Genomic DNA, 20991 nt, shown 5'->3' with positions numbered 1-20991 from the left:
CACACAGAGGCACCGCAAGGGGGCCGGTTCCACACGGAACCGGCCCCTTTCCCGTCCCCCGACTTCGTATGCGGCAAGCTGGCTCAGGATCGAGAAGCGAGGGCCTGGCGCGGCGTTGCGGATACAAAGTCGCGGGGGTCAGAGGAGGGCGGCGGCTTCCAGCGCGTAGTACGTCAGGATGATGTGGGCCCCGGCCCGTCGGATGTTCACCAGCGACTCCATCATGACGCGCTCACGGTCGATCCATCCCTGGGCCGCCGCCGCCTCGATCTGGGAGTACTCCCCGGAGATCTGGTACGCAGCCACCGGGACGTCCGACATGACCGCCGCTGCGGCGACGATGTCCAGATGGGGCGTCGCGGGCTTCACCATGACGATGTCGGCGCCCTCGGCGATGTCCAGCTCCAGCTCCCGCAGGGACTCCGTCGCGTTGGCAGGGTCCTGCTGGTAGGTCGCGCGGTCACCCACCAGCGACGACTGCACCGCCTCGCGGAACGGCCCGTAGAGGCCGGAGCTGTACTTGGCCGAGTACGCCAGGATCACCGTGTCGGTGAACCCGTGCGCGTCGAGGGCTCCACGCAGGAAGCCCACCTGCCCGTCCATCATCCCGGACAGGCCCAGGACGTGGGCTCCGGAGCGCGCCTGAGCCAGCCCCATCTCGGCGTACCGCTCGAGCGTGGCGTCGTTGTCCACCCGGCCCGCCGCGTCGAGGACCCCGCAATGCCCATGATCGGTGAACTCGTCGAGGCACAGGTCCGCCATCACCACGAGCCGGTCGCCCACCGCGTCCGCCACGGCCCGCAGGGCCACGTTGAGGATGCCTGCCGGGTCGTCGGCGCCCGACCCCGTCGCGTCCTTGGACGCCGGCACGCCGAACAGCATGAGGCCCCCGAGCCCGGCGTCCGCCGCACGGACGGCCTCCTCCACCAGGGATTCGAGGGTGTGCTGGACGACCCCCGGCATGGCGGCGATGGGAACCGGTGCGGTGATCCCCTCGCGCACGAAGACGGGCAGCACGAGCTCGGCCGGGTGCAGCCTGGTCTCAGCCACCAGCCGGCGTATCGGCGCGGACTGGCGCAGCCGCCGGGGCCGGATCACCGGGCCGCTCGGCTGCCACCCTGCCTTGGCGACCCCAGGCACGGCTAGTGGGCCCGGCGCCGCGCGGACGTCTTGCGGGCGCTGGGACGAAGGACCGTCTCGCCGGCCTCGCTGGCAGCCACGGCCAGGCCGAGGCCGTAGTCAGCGAGCGCGTCGACCAGGGAGTCCGAGGACGCCTCAGGAGCAAGTACGTCGACGCGGAGCCCGTGCTCCTCGGCCGTCTTGGCCGTGGCCGGTCCGATGCAGGCGATCACGGTGGACGGGTGCGGCTTGCCGGCGATGCCGACCAGGTTGCGGACCGTCGAGGACGACGTGAACACCGCGGCGTCGAACTGGCCGCCCTTGATGGCCTCACGGATGTGGGCCGCCGGGGGCGCGGCCCGGACCGTGCGGTACGCCGTGACGTCGTCGACCTCCCAGCCCATCTTCTGCAGGCCCGCGACCAGCGTGTCCGTCGCGATGTCGGCACGCGGCAGGAAGACGCGGTTGATCGGGTCGAGCACCTCGTCGAACGGTGGCCAGTCCTCCAGCAGCCCGACCGCGGAATGCTCACCGGAGGGCACGAGGTCGGGGACGATGCCCCACTCGCGCAGCGCCTCGGCGGTGACCCCCCCGACGGCCGCGATCCGCAGCCCGGCGAAGGCGCGGGCGTCGAGCCCGAACTCCTCGAACTTCTCCCGGACCGCCTTGACGGCGTTCACGGAGGTGAACCCGATCCACTCGTAGCGTCCGGTGACCAGACCCTTGACCGCGCGCTCCATCTGCTGCGGAGTGCGAGGCGGCTCCACGGAGATCGTCGGCACCACCTCGGCGGTCGCACCATAGGACGCGAGCCGTGCGATGGTCGACCCGGACTGCTCCTTCGTCCGGGGCACCAGCACGTTCCAGCCGAACAGCGGCTTGGTCTCGAACCAGGAGAGCTGCTCGCGCAGCCCTACCGTCGAGCCGACCACGGCCAGCGCGGGGAACTCGACCGTCTTCATGACCTTCGCGACCTCCCCCAGGGTGGTCACCCGGGTCGACTGCCGGACGGTCGTCCCACGCTCGGTCAGAGCCACCGGCGTGTCGGCCGACCGCCCCGCGGCGAGCAGCTTCGCCAGCGCGACACCGAGGTCCTCCGGAGCGCCCAGTAGGACCACCGTGACCGACTCCGCCGCCGAGGCGGCCCAGTCCACCGAGCGGTCGTTGGCGGAGATCACGTGCACGGCGGGCGAGCCGCTGGAGGTCAGTGGGATGCCGGCGTAGGCCGGGACCGCCGAGACGGCGCTCACTCCCGGCACGATGTCGAAGCCGATGCCCGCCTTCCGACAGGCCAGCGCCTCTTCGGCCAGGCCGTTGAACGTCGCGGGGTCGCCGTCCATCAGTCGCACGACGAGTCCGCCCTGGGCGGCCTTGGCGGCCTTGACGACGAGCTTGGCCCGCGAGGCGTGGGTCAGCGGCTGGCCGTGGTCACCATGGCCGGCATCGACGATCTCGACGTCGGGGCGGCAGTACCGCTGCACCACCGAGTCGCGGGCCACCTGGTCGATGACGACCACGTCGGCAGCGGCGAGAAGCTCCACCGCGCGGACCGTCATGAGACCGGCGTCGCCCGGTCCCGCGCCGACGAAGGCGACGCGACCGGGTGTGCGCGAGGGCTGCGTGGAAGAGTGGGTGGTCTGGTTCGAGCGCGTGGGGCTCACAGTGCACGCTCCGTGCTGTCGTGTTCGGAAGGGCGGTCGGGGGCGGCGAGCGGATCGTCTCCGGTCGCCCCGGCTGGGTCGGGTGGGAAGGCCGCAGCGGCCTCGCTGGACTCTGGTGTCGACGGCGGGGTGCCCGCTCCCTGCGGCTGGCGATGGGTGGGCTGCCCCAGCGCCGCGGCGCCGTCCTCGAGCAGCACCGCGGCGAGTCGCCTGCCCAGCGCCTCGGGCTCGTCGAGCGAGCCGACCACGGAGCGGCGCAGGTCGAAGGACCCGTCCACAGTGCCGACGAAGGCACGCAGCGACAGCTCGAGCCCGTCCTCGCCCTCGACCACCTCGGCGAGGGCTCCCACCGGCGCGGAGCAACCGGCCTCAAGGGCGGCGAGGACGGCGCGTTCGGCGGCGACGCAGGACCTGGTCTCCGTGTCGTCGAGGGTCGCCAGCGCGGCGATGGTGTCCGCATCGTCGGACCGGCACTCCACCGCGAGGGCGCCCTGGCCCGGTGCGGGGAGGACCTGCAGCGGGTCGAGGACCTCGGACACCTCGCTGAGCCTGTCCAGCCGGGCCAGGCCGGCGCGAGCGAGAACCACGGCGTCGAGCGCACCGTCGCGCACCATACCTATGCGAGTGTCCACGTTGCCGCGGATGTCCTTGAACGACAGGCCGAGGCCCAGCGCGGCGAGCTGCGCGAGACGCCTGGGCGCCCCGGTGCCGATGACGCACCCCTCCCCCAGCTCCGCAAGCGTGCGGTCGCCCGATGCGACGAGCACGTCGCGTGGGTCCTCGCGGCGAGGGACCGCAGCGATGTCCAGACCCGGTTCGGGCGTGGTGGGCAGGTCCTTGAGCGAGTGCACCGCCAGGTCCACCTCACCGGCGAGCAGTGCCCGGCGCAAGGCCGCCGCGAACACCCCGGTGCCGCCGAGGGAGGACAGGGAGGCGGTCGACGTGTCGCCCTCGGTCACGATCTCGACCAGCTCCACGGTATGGCCCTGGGCCCGGAGCAGGTCCGCAACCCAGCCCGACTGCGTGGTGGCCAGCGTGCTGCGCCTGGTCCCCAGCCGCAGCCTGAGCGGTGCCGCCGAAGGCAGCCCGGCAGTGAGGCTCATGGCATTCCCCCCGACGACGGCGGCGGTACGGAGGCGGTCGCCGCCTCCCCGGGCCGCAGGTCGAACAGCTCGCGCAGCGCCTGGGCGTAGTCGTCACCCTGACCGCCGACGGCCAGCTCCTTCACCCTGACGGTGGGCGTGTGCAGGAGCTTCTCGACGATGCGGTGCACTGCCAGCTGGACCTCGGCGCGGGAGTCCTCGTCGAGTGAGGGCAGCCGTTGGTCCAGCCGGTCGAGCTCCGCCGCGACGACATCGGCGGCATGCGAGCGCAGCGCCGCCACCGTCGGCGCGACCGTCTCGGCGGCCCGGGAGGTCAGGTAGGCGGCCACCTCACCGATCACGAGGTCAGCCACCTGCTGCACCTGGGCGGAGGTGTCCCCAGCCGACAGCTCCTGGCCGAGCGCGCTCAGGCCGACGACGCTGACGCCGCTGAGCGAGTCGACCTCCGGGGCCACGTCGTGCGGCAGGGCGAGGTCGACGTAGACCTGCCGGCGCCCGCCTCTGGACACCTGCGCGTCCCCGGCAGTCGCGAGGTCCACGACCAACCCTGTGGACCCCGTGCAGGAGATCACGAGGTCTGCGGAGGCCAGAGCGCTCGGAAGGTCGTGCAGCGGCCGCGCGGCCCCGCCGACCCGCTCGGCAAGCCTCGCGGCCTTGGGCAGGGTCCGGTTGACGATGGTCAGCTCCGCGGAGCCGCGCCGGGCGACCGTCGTCGCGGCCAGCGAGCTCATCCCTCCCGCGCCCACGACCAGGACCTGGAGGCCGGAGGTGGGCCCCAGCTCGCGTTCGGCCCGGGCCACACCGGCCTCCACCAGGGAGACGCTCACCGCGTCGATCTCGGTCTCGGTGTGAGCGCGCTTGCCCACTCGCAGCGCCTGCTGGAAGAGGGTGTTGAGCGCTGGACCGGCGTGGCCGGTCTTCTGGGCCTCGCGCAGGGCGGTCCGCATCTGGCCGAGGATCTGGGCCTCGCCGACGGCCATCGAGTCCAGCCCGCAGGCGACAGTGAAGGCGTGGGCGATGGCGCGGTCCTCGTAGTGCACGTAGAGGTGCTCCCGCAGCTCCTCACGGCTCACCCCGGTGGCCTCGACCAGCGCGTCGGTGATGTCGGTGACGGCACCGTGGAACGTGAGCGACTCCGCGTACACCTCGGTGCGGTTGCAGGTCGAGACGACGATGGCCTCGGCGAGGTTCTCCCGGCCGGTGAGCCCGGCGGCCAGAGCGGAGCGGGCCGACGCGTCGAGCGACATCGCCTCCAGCAGCGGCAGTGGCGCGGTGTGGTGGGACAGGCCCAGGATGACGAGGCTCATCGCAGCACGACTTTGGCGAGCCGGTCCAGCCCCTCGGCGGCCAGGGCCTTGCGCTGCTCATGGAAGGCGAGGATCTGCAGCTCGGTCGAGAGGTCGACCTTGCGGACGTCGACACCGTCCGGCACCACGAGCACGCACGGCGCGAAGTTCAGGATGGAGCGCACGCCGGCAGCGACCAGCTGGTCGCAGACGCCCTGCGCGGAGGCAGCCGGGGTCGCGATGACCCCGATGGCCAACCCCCGTTGTGCCACCACCGTCGCCAGCTCCTCCATGGGCTGGACGGTGAGGCCGGCGATGGCCTGGCCGAGCAGGGCGGGGTCCTGGTCGAGCAGCGCCACCACCCGAAAGCCGCGGGTGGCGAAGCCGCTGTACGCGGCGAGCGCGTGGCCGAGGTTGCCCATCCCCACGATGGCCACGGGCCAGTCCTGCGTCAGCCCGAGCTCGCGGGAGATCTGGTAGGCCAGGTGGTCCACCTCGTACCCCACGCCCCGCACACCGTACGAGCCCAGGTGGGAGAGGTCCTTGCGGAGCTTGGCGCTGCGCACCCCGGCGGCCGCGGCCAGCTCCTCGGAGGAGACCGACGTGATGCCTCGTTCAGCGAGGCCGGTGAGAGCGCGCAAGTACTCCGGTAGCCGTGCCACCGTGGCGTCGGGAATGCCCCGACGAGCGCTCGGGTCGGCGGACAAGATGTTCTCCGGCTCCTTCTGATCAGCGGCTCCACACCTGGCTGACGCGGGCTGCGCCAGCAGATTACGCTTTTGTGAACGGATGCACAAAGTCACAAGCGTCCGTCCCACCAGGCGGGTGAGGTTGCTCACGGTGCGGCCCTGACAGGGCTCGGCTCGTGCACACCTGAGAGCGGCTCAGGCCGCGCCAGGGACGGGACTCAGGGATGTGACTCAGGGATGTGGTCCCGCTCGGCTCAGGCCCCCAGGGCGGCTCGCAGGCGCGCCTCGTCGACGCGCCAGTAGTCGTGCTGCCGCCCGTCGACGAGCGTCACGGGGATCTGCTCCCAGTACTGCTCCGCCAGCGCAGGGTCGTCCGTGATGGACCACTCCTGCCAGCCGACGCCGAGGTCTTCGGCGACCCTCGCGATCACTGCGCGGGCCTCGTCGCACAGGTGGCATCCCGGCTTGCCGACCAGCGTGATGCGCGCGGTCAGGGGTGGGGTCGGCAGCATGTGGCCCAGCCTAAGCGGCGATCCGGATGGGGTGATGTGTCGCAGGTCTCCTGACAAACCCTGCGTTATCGGGGAAACTGGGCCGCCAGGAGGTCCCCATCCGGATGCGCCGTCGTCGTCATGCCCCGAGCCTGCTCGCGGTGCCTTGCCATGCCCGCCTCGCCCCGGCCGTCAGGTGGGGGTACGCCGCGGGCCCGTCCGTCGCGCCGTGGCCGGCGTCGTACGGGTCCGGGCGTCCCGGTGCCCACGGCCTGGCGACGGCGACCGCGGACTTCCTCTCCGGCCTGCGCGTGCTGCTCAGCATCGCAGGGGATGCGGGGACGCTCTCCGGCGGCGGTGCGGAGGGCGCGGACGGTACGGACCGGACCCTTGCCTCGCAGGCGGGGTTCGCCCCGGGGGAGGCGCCCCAGGACTTCGAGCGGGTGTCGGCTCTCGTCGAGCTGGCGCAACGGGGCGACGCAGAGGCTTTCGGCCTGCTGTACGAGCGGTATGTGGACGTCGTCTACCGCTACGTCTATGTGCGCGTCGGCGGCCAGCAGCTGGCGGAGGACCTCACGTCCGAGACGTTCCTGCGGGCCCTGCGCCGCATGGACACCTTCTCGTGGCAGGGCCGCGACATCGCGGCGTGGTTCATCACCATCGCCCGCAACCTCATCACGGACAACGCGAAGTCCGCGCGGTTCCGCATGGAGGTCACCACGGCCGACATGCTCGACGCCGACCGCCGGGTCGACGCCCCGGACCAGGAGGTCCTGGACCGGCTGCGCGACGAGCGGCTGCTCTCGGCCGTCAAGAACCTCAAACCCGAGCAGGCGGAGTGCGTGGTCCTGCGGTTCCTCCAAGGCCTCACCCTGGCCGAGACGGCGAAGGTGCTGGGCAAGTCGGAGGGCGCTGTGAAGCAGCTCCAGCTTCGCGCCGTTCGGGCGCTGCACCGTGAGCTCGGCGAGGTGGACCTGTGAGGGGGCCGGGCGATCTGGTACGGCGTGGACGCGTGACTTCTCGGCCAGCGGCTCGTTCTCAGGACGAAACGCCATGAACCACGCTGCACGACCACAGAACACGACCGGAACCGAGCTGGGGAGGGAGGTGTCGGCATGCCCGTGCTGAACCGCGCCGCAGACCGCTTCCAGCGAGCTCTCGAGGGTGAGCGGGTGACCGATGCCCAGCTCACCGAGCTCCTCCGGACCAGTCGCCAGCTGGTCGACCTCAGGCACACGGCGCCCACCCCCGACCAGGCCTTCGTGGCCCGACTGCACGAGCGGCTGATGAGCGAGGCCGCCGCGATGCCGGCGCCCAGCGCTGCAGCCGCCCGACGCGCCGCAGCTGGGCGCGCCTCCGCGCGCAGCGCCCCCGTGGTGGTCCTCGTCGGTCGAGGGGTGCCCCGCCTGGTCGCCGGTGCCGTCGCGTCGGCGGTCCTCGTGGGCGGTGTCGTGGGCGTCGCCTCCCGCAGCGCTCTGCCGGGCGACGCGCTCTACCCCGTCAAGGGCTGGATCGACGGGGTGGCGGTCCGCCTCGCCGACGACGACTTCGACCGGGGTCAGACGTTCCTCGCCCAGGCCCAGGAGCACATCTCCGACGCTCGAGAGCTCTCGAGTCGCGACCGTGCTGACCATGACGACGTGGACGTCGCGCTGCAGGCCGCGATCGACTCCGTCCGGAACGGTCAGCGTGCCCTCGACGCGTCATACACCCGGACCGCAGACCCCCGCGCCCTCGTGGCGATGCGGGACTTCACCGCGCGGGCGCTGCCGCAGGTGGACGCCCTGCGCACCGAGGCACCGGTCGAGTCCCTGCCACTCGTGGCGCGCCTCGAGGCGATGCTGGTGGACGCCCAGCAGGCCACCGTTCGGCGCATCGCGGCGTGCGGCAGCCGCTGTGCCGACCTCTCCTCGACGTCGGGGCCGGCCTCACTGCCCGGGTCCTTCGCGCCGGCGGACCCTGCCGCGCCGGTCCGGCAGGTGCTGCCTGCGCCTCCTGCGGGCTCCTCCGTAGGCGCCCGGCCGTCAGCCACTCGAACGTCCGCGCCAGCGGTCACCGCGGTGTCCCCCTCGAGCTCTGGTGGAGTGGTGTCGGCTCCCGTCGTGAGCGCCGGGCAGGGTGGCGTGGCGGTGGGCGGCACCTCCGGCGGTGCGACGTTGTCGACGGGCGGCGCGACGGTCAACCTGCCCACTATCGGCGTGCCGCTGCCCGTGCCCTCGACCGCGTCGTCATCCTCGGTCGCCGTCCCGCTCCCCTCGGCGACGGTCGGCACAGGCGGCGTCACGGCGACAGTCCCCAGCGCCACCCTCGGTCCGATCACCCTCCCGGGCGTGACCGTCACTCTGCCGTAAGGGTCCATCGGCTGCGGTGTGACGTCGTACGGCGCCGACCAGAGGGGAACCGGTCCGCCGGACGACCGGGACGTCAGAAGAAGACCGAGCGGCGCTGCATCAGCAGCGAGTACAGCGTCTGCTGGATCGTCTCCCGCACCTGGTCGGTGAGGTCGAAGACGAGCATCGGGTCGTCCGCAGCGTTGGGCCCGAGGTCCGCTGTCGACACAGGGGATCCGAACTCGATGATCCACTTGCTGGGCAGCGGGATCAGCCCCAGGGGGCCCAGCAGAGGCCACGTCGGCGTGATCGGCGCGTAGGGCGCGCCCAGGAGCCGGGCGACCGTCTTCATGTTGCCGATGATGGGATAGATCTCCTCCGCTCCCACGATGGAGCACGGGATGATCGGCACGCCCGTCCGCAGCGCCGCCGAGACGAACCCGCCGCGCCCGAAACGCTGCAGCTTGTACCGCTCGCTGAAGGGCTTGCCCACGCCCTTGAAACCCTCGGGCCACACGCCGCACAGCTCCCCGCCCGACAACAGCCGCTCCGCATCCGGGTTGGCGGCAAGCGTGGAGCCGGACTTGCGCGCGAGCTGCCCCACGACCGGCGTCTGGAACACCAGGTCAGCGCCGAGCATCCTGAGGTGTCGATGCGCCGGGTGCTCATCGTGTACAGCCACCTGGGTCATCAGGGAGTCCATCGCGATGGTGCCGGAGTGGTTCGCCACCACCAGGCCGCCACCCTGCGCCGGGATGTTCTCGATCCCGCGGACCTCGACCCGGAACCAGGACCGGTAGAGCGGGCGCAGTACTGGCAGGTAGAAGTGACGCGTGAAGTCCTCGTCGAACCCGAACTCGTCGACCGTGTAGTCGCCCGTGATCCGCCGGCGGACGAAGGAGAGCATCGAGGCCAGGTGACGCTCGATGTCCTCCGCGGACAGCCCCGCGGCGTCCGCGGCGACGCGTACGGCGCCGATCCCCGCTGTCAGCAGCTCTTCGACGCCGGGGGCGAGGCTACGTGCCGAGGTCTCCGGCGCGGGACGCGCCTCGTCGGCACCCTCCACGAGCGCGTCGTCGCTGACCGCTTTGAGAGCACGGACCGGACGCGGGCGCCCGGACCGCTCAGCAGGGCTCGACGCCGCGCTCGCACGCCGGATGGCTCCGGCCGCTCGGCTGGCGCGCGGCGCCTGCGAAGCCCTGGGCGACCTGGCGCCGGAGCGCGCCGCCGCCCTGCCGGTCGGAACAGCCTTTGCCACTGGGCGCGGACGGTGCTTGGCAGCCACGGGCTGTTCCACCGGAGAAGGGTCGGCGGCCGCCGGCGGTGTCGTGGAGGCGATCAGCGGGGTGCTCCGGCGCTTGGCGCGTTCACCCGAAGCACGTGCTGCTCCAGCCGCCAGTGTGCCGGTCCGGCGTCCGTCGGCGGCCTTGCCGACAGAGCGACGCGAAGCCGCCTTCGAGGCAGAGGACCTCTTCGCAGCTACCTTCCTGCCCGACCCGTCCGTCGCCTTGGCGGTATGCGCCGTGCTGGCCTTGGCGGTATGCGCCGTGCTGGCCTTGGCGGTATGCGCCGTCCTGGCGCTACCTGTGCTATCTGCCCTACCGGGGGTGGCAGCCATCAGTCGTTCCTTCCTGCAGCCCAGACCTGGCTGATCGCACTGGCGGCGGTTCCTGCGACACCGGACACGGCACTGCCCAGGACTGCACCACCCGGAACGGCGGCGCCGAGCCCGCGCACGTAGTCCGCGAAGGCCGCCCTTGTGGTGTAGACCGGCTCGAAGCCGAGGACCTCGCGCATGCGCGTCGTATCGAGGCCGCGGCCGTAGGCAAGGAACTGGAGCTGGTCACGGCTGAAGTCGGCGAGCCCCGACCTCTTCACCGCCCCGCCCAGGAGCCCGGCCGCCATGCTCGGCACGGGAACCACCGGCCGGCGGGCCATACCTGCCGCCTGGGAGAGGGTGATGACGCCGTCGCCCGCGATGTTGGTGATCCCAGCGCTGGGCCCCGTCGTGGCGAGGAGCAGGGAGCCCACCGCATCCCTCTCGTGGACGAACTGCAGCCTCGCGTCGTACCCGAACGGCACGGGGACGACCGGAAGGGCGAAGTAGTCGGTCAGGGACGTCCGGATGGTCGGTCCGATGATGTTCGCGAAGCGCAGCATGGAGATCTCGACGTCCGGACGCCGCCGGGAGAACCCGCGGACATACCCCTCCACCTCCACCGAGTCCTTGCCGAAACCGGTGCGTGGCATGGACTTCGGCCCCATGTCCTCGGTGAACATGGCGGGGTCGCGAGGGCTGGAGCCGTATACGGCGGCGGAGGACTTGACCACCAGCCGCCGCACCGTCGACGCCTTCTGGCATGCAGCGAGCAGCTGCATGGTGCCGATGACGTTGATCTCCTTCTGGGAGGTCCGGCCTCCGCCTTGCGTCGGGGTGGCGATGACGTTGAGGTGGACGACCGTGTCCACCTCGGACTGCGCGATGATCTTGCCGATCATGGGGTTGCGGATGTCGGCACGGACGAACTCCGCCCTGCCGATGTCGTGCGGCGGCGGGATCACGTCGACCCCGATGACGCGCTTCACCGATGGGTCCTGGGTGAGCTGTCGAGCGAACTGCCCGCCGAGATAGCGGGAGACGCCCGTCACGAGGACGACATCAGCCACGTCAGCTCCCAACCTTCGCAGGCATCGCGACGACCGCGACCGTCACAACCCTACCGAGCAGCGCGTCGCCTCCGAAGGCCGTCCGGGGGCCGGTCACGCGGCGCTCGTCACACTCGCCGATCGTCCACCGCGCAGACGAAAGGCCCCCGCCGAGCGGGGGCCTCAGGTCACTTCTTGTTGCGACGCTGGTGGCGCGTCTTGCGAAGAAGCTTGCGGTGCTTCTTCTTCGCCATGCGCTTGCGGCGCTTCTTGATGACAGAGCCCATAGTGTCCTCTTGGTCGTGGTCGTGTTGCCGGACGGGGCAACGAACCAACGCACCACGCCGAACAGTGATGGTCACTCTAGCCGTCCGGCGCCCCCCACCCCAAACCCGGCCCATGGCGGAAGCCGGCGCACCTCAGGGTGCCGGCTATCTCGCCGGCTGGTCGGCCTCTTGCGCGTAACGAGGGGCGGACAACGAAGGGCGGACCAGGACGCTGAGGTCCCGGTCCGCCCTTCGCCGTGCGGTCAGCACACCATCATGCGGTGTCGACGTACGACGTGTGCAGGTACTTGTGCACAGCGTCCTCCGGGACCCGGAAGGACCGTCCGACGCGGATTGCGGGAAGCTCTCCTGCGTGCACCATGCGGTACACCGTCATCTTCGACACGCGCATGATCGAGGCCACCTCGGCGACGGTCAGGAACCGCACCTCGGCGAGCTGTCGCTCGTTGGACATGACTTACCTCGATCTTCTACACGCGCGCATCGCCGGCTTCCCCTCCGGCGGACCACTACGCGTGTGCAAGGGGAACTGTAGGGGCACATGTGACTCGTGGGGAAGGCATTGTGAAAACTTCCCGGCCTTTGTCCAGCCGACACGCCGCTGTGACCTGCTGAGTTACAGCGGCGTCACTGGACGCCAGTCAAGCCTGTCAGTCGAACCAGGGGTCCAGACCATGCAACGGGAAGACCGCCTGCCGGGTCGCCATGATGGCCCGGTCCACCTCGCTGTGCGGGTTGTAGCCGGCGTCCCAGGGCTGGTGCCAGACCGGTCCCTCCTGAGGGTCGAGGTCGCCCATCCGTCGCGGTCCCTCCCGGCCGAGGAGCTGCCGTACGTGGTCCAGCCAGTCCTCTGGAACCGCCTCCGTGAGCGCCACCGGTCGATGCGCCGCGATCGCCGTCAGATGGGTCCACGTGCGCGGCACCACCTGCACCACCTCGTACCCCCCTCCTCCGAGGGCTACCCAGCGTCCTTCGCAGACGTCGTGGGCCAACCGGTGCAGTGCCTCCGCGGCTGCCCGCTGGGCGTCCACGGAAAGCGCCAGATGCGCCAACGGGTCCTGGGCATGCGTGTCGCAGCCGTGCTGGGTGACGAGGACGTCCGGCCTGAAGGCGCGCACCAGCGGTACCGCGGTCGAGTGCAGAGCCCGGAGCCAGGCGGAGTCCCCGGTGCCGGGGGGCAACGCGACGTTCACCGCGCCGCCCTTGGCGTCCGGGCCACCGATGTCCGAGGCGTAGCCGGTGCCGGGGAACAGGATCCGCCCGGACTCGTGGAGCGAGATGGTCATCACCCCGGGGTCGTCCCAGAAGATGCGCTCCACGCCGTCGCCGTGGTGCACGTCGATGTCCACGTACGCGACCCGCCGTGCGCCGTGGTCGAGCAGCCATCGGATGCCGACCGCGACGTCGTTGTAGATGCAGAACCCCGACGCTGACCCTTCCATGGCGTGGTGCAGGCCCCCGCAGAAGTTCACACCGTGCTCCGTCCGGCCCTCCCAGACGTCCTCGCACAGCTGCCGGGTGCCCTCCGCGATGCGCGCGCTCGCCTCGTGCATCCCAGGGAAGGCGGGGTCGTCCTCGGTCCCCAGCCCACGGCGGAGGTCCGCGGCCGCGGGGTCCTGCGAGGCGGCGCGGACGGCGGCGATGTACTCGGGGTCGTGCACTGTCGCCAGGACCTCGTCGTCGGCCACGCCGGGAGAGAAGACCTCGACCTCGGGGGTCTCTAGCACGCCGAGCGACTCGCAGAGCAGGGCGGTGAGCTCCAGGCGGGCCGGGCTCATGGGATGGCCAGGGCCGAAGTCGTAGGCGGTGAAGCCGGGGTCCCAGACCACCCGCACCTGTGAGGGCATGCCGGAACGCTACCCGGCACCGGACAGGGTGGACAGCCGGGCCGGGACCACCACGACGCGGTAGCGTGCTGGTCTCCCATCCCCGATGCCGCGGAGGTCCGCGCTGTGGCGAAGAAGCTGTACGAGGACGACGTCCTGGTGATCGGTCTGGGACGGTTCGGGGGGGCCGTGGCTGTCGAGCTGCAACGCCTGGGCCACCACGTCGTGGCGGTCGAGCGGGACGCACAGCTGGCCGAGCGGTACCTGGGCCGGGTCACCCGGACCGTCCAGGCTGACGCCAGCCTGCCCCAGGCGGTGGCCAATCTGAAGGCTCGGAGCTTCAAGATCGCCGTTGTCGGGATCGGGTCCTCCGTCCAGGCGTCGGTCCTGTGCGCCATGAACCTCGTCGACGCGGGCATCCCCACCATCTGGGCCAAGGCGATCTCGCCCGAGCACGGCCGCATTCTGGAGCGCATCGGCGTCAACCACGTGATCTCGCCGGAGGCGGACACCGGGCGACGGGTGGCCCACCTCCTCAACGGGAAGCTCATGGACTACATCGAGTTCGACGACGGCTTCGCCATCGTCAAGATGAAGCCGCCCCAGGAGGCGATCGGCTTCACGCTGGCGCAGAGCGCGATCCGGAGCAAGTACGGCGTCACGGTGGTGGGCGTCAAGGCGCCCGGACAGGACTTCACCTACGCAGTGCCCGAGACCAAGGTGACAGCGCATCACACTCTGATCGTCAGTGGACCCACCGAGCTGCTGGAGCGGCTGGCCTCGCGGCCGTGACCGGTGGCTCGCCCGTCGACAAGAGGCTCAGTGGGCGCAGTCGGCTCAGCGGCGCGGCGGCCCGGCGTCACAGCGAGGGCATCCCCCGGTCGTCCCCCAGCGGCAGCACCATGGCGATCTCGTCCTCCGCGTCGTCCTCCCGCCTGACACGCATGGGTCTACGGGTGTCGGTCGGACGGAAACCGAACCCGCTCGCGAAAGCGACCGCCCTCCCGTTGTCGGTACCCACCCAGTACGCCAGGTGGCTCCGCCCGCGGCCACGCGCGGCGTCAGCACCAGCGCGCACGAGCTCCGTGGCCACGCCTGTGCCGCGAGCGGACGGAGCGACCCACAGCCCGAACAGCTCCGCCACCCGCTCGTTGTCCTGCGGACCCTGGCCGACACTCGCCACCCCCACGAGTCTGCCGTCGACCTCGGCCACCAGCCTCAGCGACCGGCGCATCCGCATGCGCCAGAAGTCCTCCTCGTACGCCTGCTCCTCCTCCACGGTAGCGGCGAAGGCCTCCGGTGACTCCTCGAGCGCGCTGAGCCGCACAGCCCGGTACTGCTCCCACTCGTCCTCTGCCAGCACCCGGACGCTGATGTCGCTCATGCCGCCCACTCTCGCATGAAGCCCGGCCGTTCGGTGAGAGAGGTTTCCGTGAGTTCACCGTGAGTGGGCTGTGACAGTGCCGACCAGCAGCGCCATCTCGAACTCTGTGATGTCCGGTGCGTGCGTCAGGACGCCCGTGCGTCCGGTGCGGACGAAGCCGGCCCGTTCGTAGAAGCGGACTGCACGGCTGTTGGCGTCGGCAACGTCGAGAACCACCCGCCGGATGCCTACCGTGCCGGCATGCTGCGTCAGCGCCGCGACAAGGGCATCGGCGACGCCGTGCCCGCGCGCGTGGGCGGCCACCCACATCGCGACGAGGTACGCCTCGTCCGACGCCTGGCCGGGCGCCTGGAAGAGGGTCACCGCACCGAGCGGCTGCTGACCGTCGACGGCGAGCCAGCTCGTGGCTCCCTCGAGCCGCTCGAGCCATTGTTCGTCGGTGAAGGCGACCTCCCGGGCGAAGGTGCTGTCGTACGCCGCCGGCAGGTCAAGCAGCATCGCGAGCCGCACCGCCCGGTACTCGCGCCACAGCTGCGGCTCGACCTGGCGGACCCTCACGTCCGCGGAGGCGGCCACCGTGCGGGTCATGCGCCGGACGCGAGGTCGTGCGAACGGACGGCCGCAGCCTCCATCGCGGAGATGAACGCGGCGCGCACCTTGTGGTCGTCGAGCTGGCGCAGCGCTGCCGCGGTGGTACCGCCCGGTGAGGTCACCTGCTCGCGCAGGATCGTGGGGTGCTGCCCGGTCTCCCGCATCATCGTCGCCGCGCCGAAGAGCGTCTGCACCACGAGCTCGGTGGCCGTTGGCCGCGGGAGGCCGAGGACGACGCCTGCCTCGATCATGGCTTCCACGACGTAGAAGATGTACGCCGGCCCGCTGCCGCTGATCGCCGTGACGGCGTCCTGGTGCTTCTCGGCCACCTGGACCACCCGACCGCACGAGCGCAGCAGGTCGGCCGCCTCCTCCAGATGGGCCGCGTCGGCGCTGCGGCCGGGGCTGAGGGCGGACATCCCCTGGTCGACGAGCGCCGGGGTGTTGGGCATGACGCGCACGACGGCCACTCCCTGAGGGAGGCGGCTCTCCAGGAAGGCCGTCGGGATGCCCGCCGCCAGGCTCACCACGAGGTTGCCCGGCGAGACGTGGTCGCCGATCTCCTGGACGAGCGCGGCCATGTCCTGCGGCTTCACTCCGAGGACCAGGGTGTCGGCAGTGTCCGCAGCCTCGACGTTGGACACGGCCCGTACGCCATACCGCTCGGCGAGGTCCCGCGCCCGCTCCGGGCGCCTGGCAGTGACGAGCAGGTCCCCCGCCTGCCGTCCGGACCGCAGGAGGCCGGAGAGCAGGGTCTCGCCCATGACACCGGCACCGAGGATCGCAACTGTTCCCATGGAGGCAGTCTCCCAGGCGCGGGCGCGGCGGCGCCTGCTACTTCTTGCTGACGAGACCGCGCAGGAAGAACACGGTGTTCGCGGGGCGCTCTGCCAGGCGGCGCATCAGGTAGCCGTACCACTGCTCGCCATACGGGATGTACACGCGCATCTGGTTGCCCCGGTCGGCGATCCGCTTCTGCTCCTCGGGCCGGATGCCGTAGAGCATCTGGTACTCGTACGTGTCGGCCTCACGTTCGTGATGCGCTGCGAGGGCACCGGCGATCTCGACCAGCCGCGGGTCATGGCTGGCCACCATCGGATACCCGGGGCCTGACATCAGCACCTTGAGGCAGCGGACGTAGCTGCGGTCCACCTCGGTCGAGCTCTGGTACGCCACCGACTCAGGTTCTTTGTAGGCCCCCTTGCACAGCCGCACCCGGCTCCCCTCGTACGCCAGGTCACGGCAGTCGGCCTCGCTGCGCCGCAGGTACGACTGGATGACGGCACCCACCCACGGGAAGTCCTGACGGAGCTCACGCAGCGACTCCAGCGTGGCGTCCGTGGTCGTGTGGTCCTCCATGTCGAGAGTCACGGTCGTCCCGGCGTTGGCGGCAGCCTGGCAGATCTCACGCGCGTGCTCCAGCGCGATCTTGTCCCCGTCGCCGGGAAGGTACTGCCCGAGCGCCGAGAGCTTGAGGCTCACCTCGCCCATGCCGTGCTGGCTGAGGTCCGCCTCCGCCAGCGCCTTCAGCAGCTCGAGGTAGTGGTCCCTCGTGCGGATCGCCTGGGTGAGGTCGGTGGTGTCCTCGCCGAGATAGTCGATGGTGGCCAGCCGGTTGGTCGCGCGCAGCTCCGCCGCCGCGGCAACGGCGTCCTGCGTGCGCTCACCCGGCACGAAGCGCCGCACCACCCCTCGGCTCACCGGAGCCTTCTCGACCGCCTGTCGCACCGTGCTGCTCTTGGAGAGCTGGAGCAGGGAGTTGCGCAGCAGGTCACTGGCGTCCACGACGATCCTTCCGACGACGGCTCCGGACCTCGAAGCCGTGAGCAAGGCTAGCCTCCGAAGCGCGTGGCCGCGGTACCGCACCGGGCGCACACCCGTCCTGAGCAGGGCGTATGCCGCGCGGCTGAGCGAGGCGGCATACGCCCTCGGGTCGTGGCAGGGCCCTGTCGTCCCCGTCAGGCGGTGCGGCGACGCAGGGTCAGGCTGCCCAGGACCAGGGAGGCGACGACCCACAGCGCGATGATGCCCGCGCTTCCCGCGACGTCACTGCCCGGCGAGCGGTCGAGGGTGACGGACTTCATCGCGTCCACCGCGTACGACAGCGGTAGGACGTCGGAGACCCGTCCGAGCACGTCGGGCAGCCGGTCGCGGCTGACGATTAGCCCGCAGAGCAGGAACTGCGGCAGCACGAAAGCGGGCATGAACTGGACCGCCTGGAACTCGGTGCGCGCGAAGCCGCTGGCCAGGAGGCCCAACGCAGATCCGAGCACGGCGTCCAGGACCGCAACGGCCACGAGCTGCCACAGCGGCCCGGCGACGTCGAGTCCGCATACGTAGACCGCGAAGGCGGTGGCCACCACGGCCTGGAGCACAGCCATCGCTGCGAAGGCCAGCGCGTAGCCCATCATGAAGTCGCCCTTGCCCATCGGTGTCGTCAACAGCCGCTCCAGGGTCCCGCTGGTCCGCTCGCGCAGCGTCGCAACGCTGGTGACGATGAACATCACCACGAACGGGAAGACGCCCAGCAGGGAGGCGCCGAGCGCGTCGAAGGCCGGCGTGGCGTCGAAGATCCAGGCGAAGAGCCCGATGAGGACGCACGGGACCACCAGCATGAGACCGATGGTCCGGCGGTCCGAGCGCAGCTGGGTCAGCACTCGAGCGGCGGTCACGAGGGTTCGGCGGGCGTTCATCGGGCTGCCTCCTCGGCGCGGTCGATCAGGTTCAGGAACGCGCCCTCGGCGTCAAGCGCCCCGGTGCGGTCGAGCAGCTCCGGCAGCGTCGCGTCAGCGAGGACCTGGCCCTCGCGCAGCAGCAGAAGGCGGTCGCAACGCGCCGCCTCGTCCATCACATGGCTCGACACGAGTAGCGAACGGCCTTGTGCCGCAAGGCGGTTGAAGAGGTTCCACAGGTCCCGTCGCAGCACCGGGTCCAGCCCGACGGTGGGTTCGTCGAGGACGAGCAGCTCGGGGTCCCCGACCAGGGCCGCGGCGAGGGAGACCCTTGAGCGTTGGCCGCCGGACAGCCGCCCCACGAGAGTGTCGGCGTGGCTCCCGAGGTCCACGGCGTCTATCGCCTCCTCTGCCGAGGACGGCGACGCACCGAGGATGGCGGCGAAGTAGCGCACGTTGGCCCGGACCGTGAGGTCCTCGTAGACGCTCGGGCTCTGGGTGACGTAGCCGACGCGGTGCCGCAGCGACACCGAACCGGCTGGCTCGCCGAGGACGCGCACGTCCCCGGCCTGGATGACCTGGACCCCGACCACCGCGCGGATCAACGTCGACTTGCCGCTACCGCTGGGACCGAGCAGGCCGACGACCTGTCCCGCCGGCACTCTTACCGAGAGGTCGGGCAGGACCACCCGACCGCCGCGCACCACCCGGAGATGGTCGATCTCGACCGCGTTTTTCATCATGTGATGAAAATACGCCTCCCCGACCTTCACGACAAGACCTCATGACGAGAAAGCGGCGTGCCAGAACAAGAACGGTGTGCCGCGGCACGGGAGGCTGCGGCACACCGTGAGGGCGGCGACCCTCAGGACTGCGGCTGGGCGGCCGGCTGCATGAGGTTGAAGACCGCGCCCTGCGGGTCACGGGCGACTGCCATCCGGCCCACCGGCATGTCGATCGGCTCGACGAGCAGAGAGCCGCCGAGCTGACCGATGCGGGCCGCGGCCTCGTCGGCGGAGGCCACGGTGAACCAGACGTTCCAGTGGTTCGGCACGCCTGCCATCTGAGGACTCGTGGAGCCGCCGACGCGCTGGTCGCCGATGTGAAGCATGGTGTACTCGTACCCCGGACCCATCGAGACGGGGACCGCCTTGAGTCCGACGACAGCCTCGTAGAACGGCAGAGCGGCATCGGGGTCGTCGGTGACGAGCTCGTTCCAGTTCAGCGCGCCCGGCTCGTTGACCACCTCCGCGCCGATGTGCTCTTTGGCCTGCCACAGGCCGACGAAGGCGCCCGACGGGTCCGCCACGAACGACATCCTCCCGGCGTCCATGACGTCGAAGGGCTCGACCGCCACGGTGCCGCCAGCCTCCGCCACCCGGGCGGTCGCGGCGTCCACATCGTCCACTGCGAGGTAGGTGTTCCACATCGGCGGTACGCCGGTCGCCGCCTGCTCGGGGTTCTGGGGAGCGATCGCGGCGACGTTCCGTCCGCCGACCTGGGCCATGACGTACACCGGGCCCTGGGGCATCGGCTGCTCGACGTACTCCCAGCCGAACACTTGGGAGTAGAAGGCGCGCGCCCCGTCCTGGTCGGAGGTCTGCAGGTCGATCCAGCAGGGGGTTCCCTGCTCGTACGAGGTCTTCGTTGTCATCGTCGTGCCTTTCGTGAGAGCGGTGTGCTGCAAAGGTGGATCGGTGGGGACGCGACTGTCGGCGTGGGACGAACGCGGTGTCGGCGTGGGACGAACGCGGTGCGACCGCCGGTGGGGACCGAGGTCCGGCCAGGGCTTCGACCTGTCCTCTCAGGTGGTGCGGCCCGACAGCGCGACGAGGCGGTCGAGGGCGGGCGCCCGGTCCGCGATGTCCACCGCAGGACCGAACGAGCCCCCGGCCCTGGCTCCGGGGATGATCCGCTCCCCGAGGTCGTGGATGTACTGGGCGACCTCTTCCGAGACGCGCAGCTCTTGGCCGGTGGCTCGGGCGAAGTCCCAGCCGTGGAGCAGGTACTCGAGGTTGAGGATGCCCACCGCCATGGTCGCCGGCATCTCGGTCTCCCCCGCAGTCACCATCCCCTGCAGACCGCGAACGGCCCACGCCTCGTTGACCTGCTGGGCCACCTCGGCGACCGCCGACTCCAGTGACGGCTGCGCCGTCCGCCTCACCTCGACGCCCGCCAGCGCGCCGACGAAGGCCAGGGTCCCGAAGAGGTGCTCGGCCAGCTGGTGGACGGTGAAGTCCCGGCAGGGGGTGGGTTTGTCCCGGTCGGCATCCGTGACGCCGGTCAGCACCCGCTGCAGGACGGCCAGCGCTGCGTCCGCGCTGGAGAGCTCGTCCAGGCCCTGCGGAACCCAGGACCACTCGTCGGGCCCTGCGTCCCCGTCGGCGGCGGCTCGCTCCAAGCGCTCGAAGAAGTGGTTCCAGCCCTCGAGGTGGCTGGCGGCCTGCTCTTGCGTGAGCCCCTCGTGGACGAGCCGCACCAGAGTGCCGCCCTCGACTGGCTCCAACGTGACAGTCACCGTCGAGGCGTCGGGTGCAAGGTCCTGCGACCCCTCCCATCCCCAGCCGAAGACGATCCGCTCACCGGGGACGACCTCGCGGTAGGTCCCGCGCGCCACATGTCCGGGCACGACCGTGAAGCGGTACTCGCCGCCCGCACGCAGGTCGACCCGCGAGGCGATGGCCTTCCACCGGCGCAGCCTCTCAGGCTCGGTCACCAGCGCGAAGGCCTCGTCGGGTGACACGGGCAGGAAGGCGGTCTTCTCCGCGGTGACGGTTGCTGTGGTCATTGAGCTCTCCGGAGGTGGGGTCGTATGGAGGTGGTGTGGCGTCGGATGGAGGTGGAGGGGTGCTCGCTTGAGCGGGTCTGCGTTGGAGCGGTAGGTCTTGGAGCGGTACGCGTTGGAC

22 protein-coding genes are annotated in these 20991 nt (G+C 71.0%); 3 read left to right on the top strand and 19 right to left on the bottom strand.

The window, feature by feature from the left end:
- Positions 1–138: 138 nt before the first annotated feature.
- From hemB to PHA84_RS06520, 6 genes are all read right to left on the bottom strand, one after another.
- Positions 139–1140: a porphobilinogen synthase gene (gene hemB, locus PHA84_RS06545; protein ID WP_270887297.1), complete on the bottom strand. Its 1002-nt coding sequence runs from the start codon at positions 1138–1140 to the stop codon at positions 139–141.
- A gap of 2 nt (positions 1141–1142) precedes the next feature.
- On the bottom strand, positions 1143–2780 hold the full coding sequence (locus PHA84_RS06540) for a bifunctional uroporphyrinogen-III C-methyltransferase/uroporphyrinogen-III synthase (protein WP_270887296.1): 1638 nt from the start codon (positions 2778–2780) through the stop codon (positions 1143–1145).
- Positions 2777–3883 carry a hydroxymethylbilane synthase gene (gene hemC, locus PHA84_RS06535; protein WP_270887295.1) on the bottom strand — a complete coding sequence of 369 codons (1107 nt, stop codon included), beginning with the start codon at positions 3881–3883 and terminating at the stop codon, positions 2777–2779. Before hemC ends, PHA84_RS06540 begins: the two co-directional genes overlap by 4 nt.
- Entirely contained in the window at positions 3880–5190 is a 1311-nt protein-coding gene (locus PHA84_RS06530) for a glutamyl-tRNA reductase (RefSeq protein WP_270887294.1), read from the bottom strand. Before PHA84_RS06530 ends, hemC begins: the two co-directional genes overlap by 4 nt.
- A complete protein-coding gene (locus tag PHA84_RS06525) occupies positions 5187–5876 on the bottom strand; it encodes a redox-sensing transcriptional repressor Rex (protein ID WP_270887293.1) in 690 nt (229 codons plus the stop codon). The genes PHA84_RS06530 and PHA84_RS06525 overlap by 4 nt, the downstream gene beginning before the upstream one ends.
- Before the next feature lie 236 nt (positions 5877–6112).
- On the bottom strand, positions 6113–6370 hold the full coding sequence (locus tag PHA84_RS06520) for a glutaredoxin family protein (RefSeq protein WP_270887292.1): 258 nt from the start codon (positions 6368–6370) through the stop codon (positions 6113–6115).
- 140 nt (positions 6371–6510) lie between these two features.
- Here PHA84_RS06520 and PHA84_RS06515 point away from each other — a divergent pair, with 140 nt between their 5' ends.
- Together PHA84_RS06515 and PHA84_RS06510 are read left to right on the top strand one after the other, a co-directional pair.
- On the top strand, positions 6511–7329 hold the full coding sequence (locus PHA84_RS06515; RefSeq protein ID WP_270887291.1) for a sigma-70 family RNA polymerase sigma factor: 819 nt from the start codon (positions 6511–6513) through the stop codon (positions 7327–7329).
- A gap of 135 nt (positions 7330–7464) precedes the next feature.
- On the top strand, positions 7465–8700 hold the full coding sequence (locus PHA84_RS06510; protein ID WP_270887290.1) for a DUF5667 domain-containing protein: 1236 nt from the start codon (positions 7465–7467) through the stop codon (positions 8698–8700).
- A 73-nt stretch (positions 8701–8773) separates the two neighbouring features.
- Here PHA84_RS06510 and PHA84_RS06505 read toward each other — a convergent pair whose 3' ends face one another.
- The 5 genes from PHA84_RS06505 to PHA84_RS06485 all read right to left on the bottom strand — a co-directional run bounded on the left by PHA84_RS06505 (position 8774) and on the right by PHA84_RS06485 (position 13459).
- Positions 8774–10297: a 1-acyl-sn-glycerol-3-phosphate acyltransferase gene (locus PHA84_RS06505; RefSeq protein ID WP_270887289.1), complete on the bottom strand. Its 1524-nt coding sequence runs from the start codon at positions 10295–10297 to the stop codon at positions 8774–8776.
- Positions 10297–11346 carry an NAD-dependent epimerase/dehydratase family protein gene (locus tag PHA84_RS06500; protein ID WP_270887288.1) on the bottom strand — a complete coding sequence of 350 codons (1050 nt, stop codon included), beginning with the start codon at positions 11344–11346 and terminating at the stop codon, positions 10297–10299. The genes PHA84_RS06505 and PHA84_RS06500 overlap by 1 nt, the downstream gene beginning before the upstream one ends.
- Positions 11347–11513: 167 nt before the next feature.
- Positions 11514–11612 carry a 30S ribosomal protein bS22 gene (locus PHA84_RS06495; RefSeq protein WP_003792170.1) on the bottom strand — a complete coding sequence of 33 codons (99 nt, stop codon included), beginning with the start codon at positions 11610–11612 and terminating at the stop codon, positions 11514–11516.
- Between the two features lie 253 nt (positions 11613–11865).
- Entirely contained in the window at positions 11866–12066 is a 201-nt protein-coding gene (locus PHA84_RS06490; RefSeq protein WP_154684594.1) for a helix-turn-helix domain-containing protein, read from the bottom strand.
- Positions 12067–12262: 196 nt separating this feature from the next.
- Positions 12263–13459 (bottom strand): acetoin utilization protein AcuC, encoded by a 1197-nt coding sequence (locus PHA84_RS06485; protein ID WP_270887287.1) that lies wholly within the window; start codon positions 13457–13459, stop codon positions 12263–12265.
- Between the two features lie 105 nt (positions 13460–13564).
- On the opposite strand from PHA84_RS06485, the gene PHA84_RS06480 reads away from it, so the two are divergent.
- Positions 13565–14230, top strand: a complete 666-nt coding sequence (locus PHA84_RS06480; RefSeq protein ID WP_270887286.1) for a potassium channel family protein — start codon at positions 13565–13567, stop codon at positions 14228–14230.
- Between the two features lie 67 nt (positions 14231–14297).
- On the opposite strand, the gene PHA84_RS06475 is transcribed toward PHA84_RS06480, so the two are convergent.
- The 8 genes from PHA84_RS06475 to PHA84_RS06440 all read right to left on the bottom strand — a co-directional run bounded on the left by PHA84_RS06475 (position 14298) and on the right by PHA84_RS06440 (position 20873).
- Positions 14298–14822: a GNAT family N-acetyltransferase gene (locus PHA84_RS06475; protein WP_270887285.1), complete on the bottom strand. Its 525-nt coding sequence runs from the start codon at positions 14820–14822 to the stop codon at positions 14298–14300.
- Positions 14823–14876: 54 nt separating this feature from the next.
- Complete coding sequence (locus tag PHA84_RS06470; RefSeq protein ID WP_270887284.1) at positions 14877–15410, bottom strand: GNAT family N-acetyltransferase; 534 nt, start codon at positions 15408–15410, stop codon at positions 14877–14879.
- Positions 15407–16210 (bottom strand): pyrroline-5-carboxylate reductase, encoded by an 804-nt coding sequence (gene proC / locus PHA84_RS06465; protein WP_270887283.1) that lies wholly within the window; start codon positions 16208–16210, stop codon positions 15407–15409. The genes PHA84_RS06470 and proC overlap by 4 nt, the downstream gene beginning before the upstream one ends.
- A 37-nt stretch (positions 16211–16247) precedes the next feature.
- The gene (locus tag PHA84_RS06460) at positions 16248–17198 is read right to left on the bottom strand and encodes a proline dehydrogenase family protein (protein WP_270887282.1); all 951 of its coding nucleotides are present in this window, start codon (positions 17196–17198) and stop codon (positions 16248–16250) included.
- Between the two features lie 173 nt (positions 17199–17371).
- Positions 17372–18106: an ABC transporter permease gene (locus tag PHA84_RS06455; RefSeq protein WP_270887281.1), complete on the bottom strand. Its 735-nt coding sequence runs from the start codon at positions 18104–18106 to the stop codon at positions 17372–17374.
- Positions 18103–18828 (bottom strand): ABC transporter ATP-binding protein, encoded by a 726-nt coding sequence (locus tag PHA84_RS06450; protein ID WP_270887280.1) that lies wholly within the window; start codon positions 18826–18828, stop codon positions 18103–18105. Before PHA84_RS06450 ends, PHA84_RS06455 begins: the two co-directional genes overlap by 4 nt.
- A gap of 122 nt (positions 18829–18950) precedes the next feature.
- Complete coding sequence (locus PHA84_RS06445) at positions 18951–19739, bottom strand: VOC family protein (RefSeq protein ID WP_270887279.1); 789 nt, start codon at positions 19737–19739, stop codon at positions 18951–18953.
- Positions 19740–19889: 150 nt separating this feature from the next.
- Positions 19890–20873, bottom strand: a complete 984-nt coding sequence (locus PHA84_RS06440) for a TIGR03086 family metal-binding protein (RefSeq protein ID WP_270887278.1) — start codon at positions 20871–20873, stop codon at positions 19890–19892.
- Positions 20874–20991 lie beyond the last annotated feature (118 nt).

It is taken from the genome of Pedococcus sp. 5OH_020, assembly GCF_027812955.1.
In the GTDB taxonomy this organism is placed as follows: Bacteria; Actinomycetota; Actinomycetes; order Actinomycetales; family Dermatophilaceae; genus Pedococcus.
The sequence above is the reverse complement of the archived record's forward strand: the minus strand, read 5'-3'. Positions and strand labels throughout refer to the sequence as shown.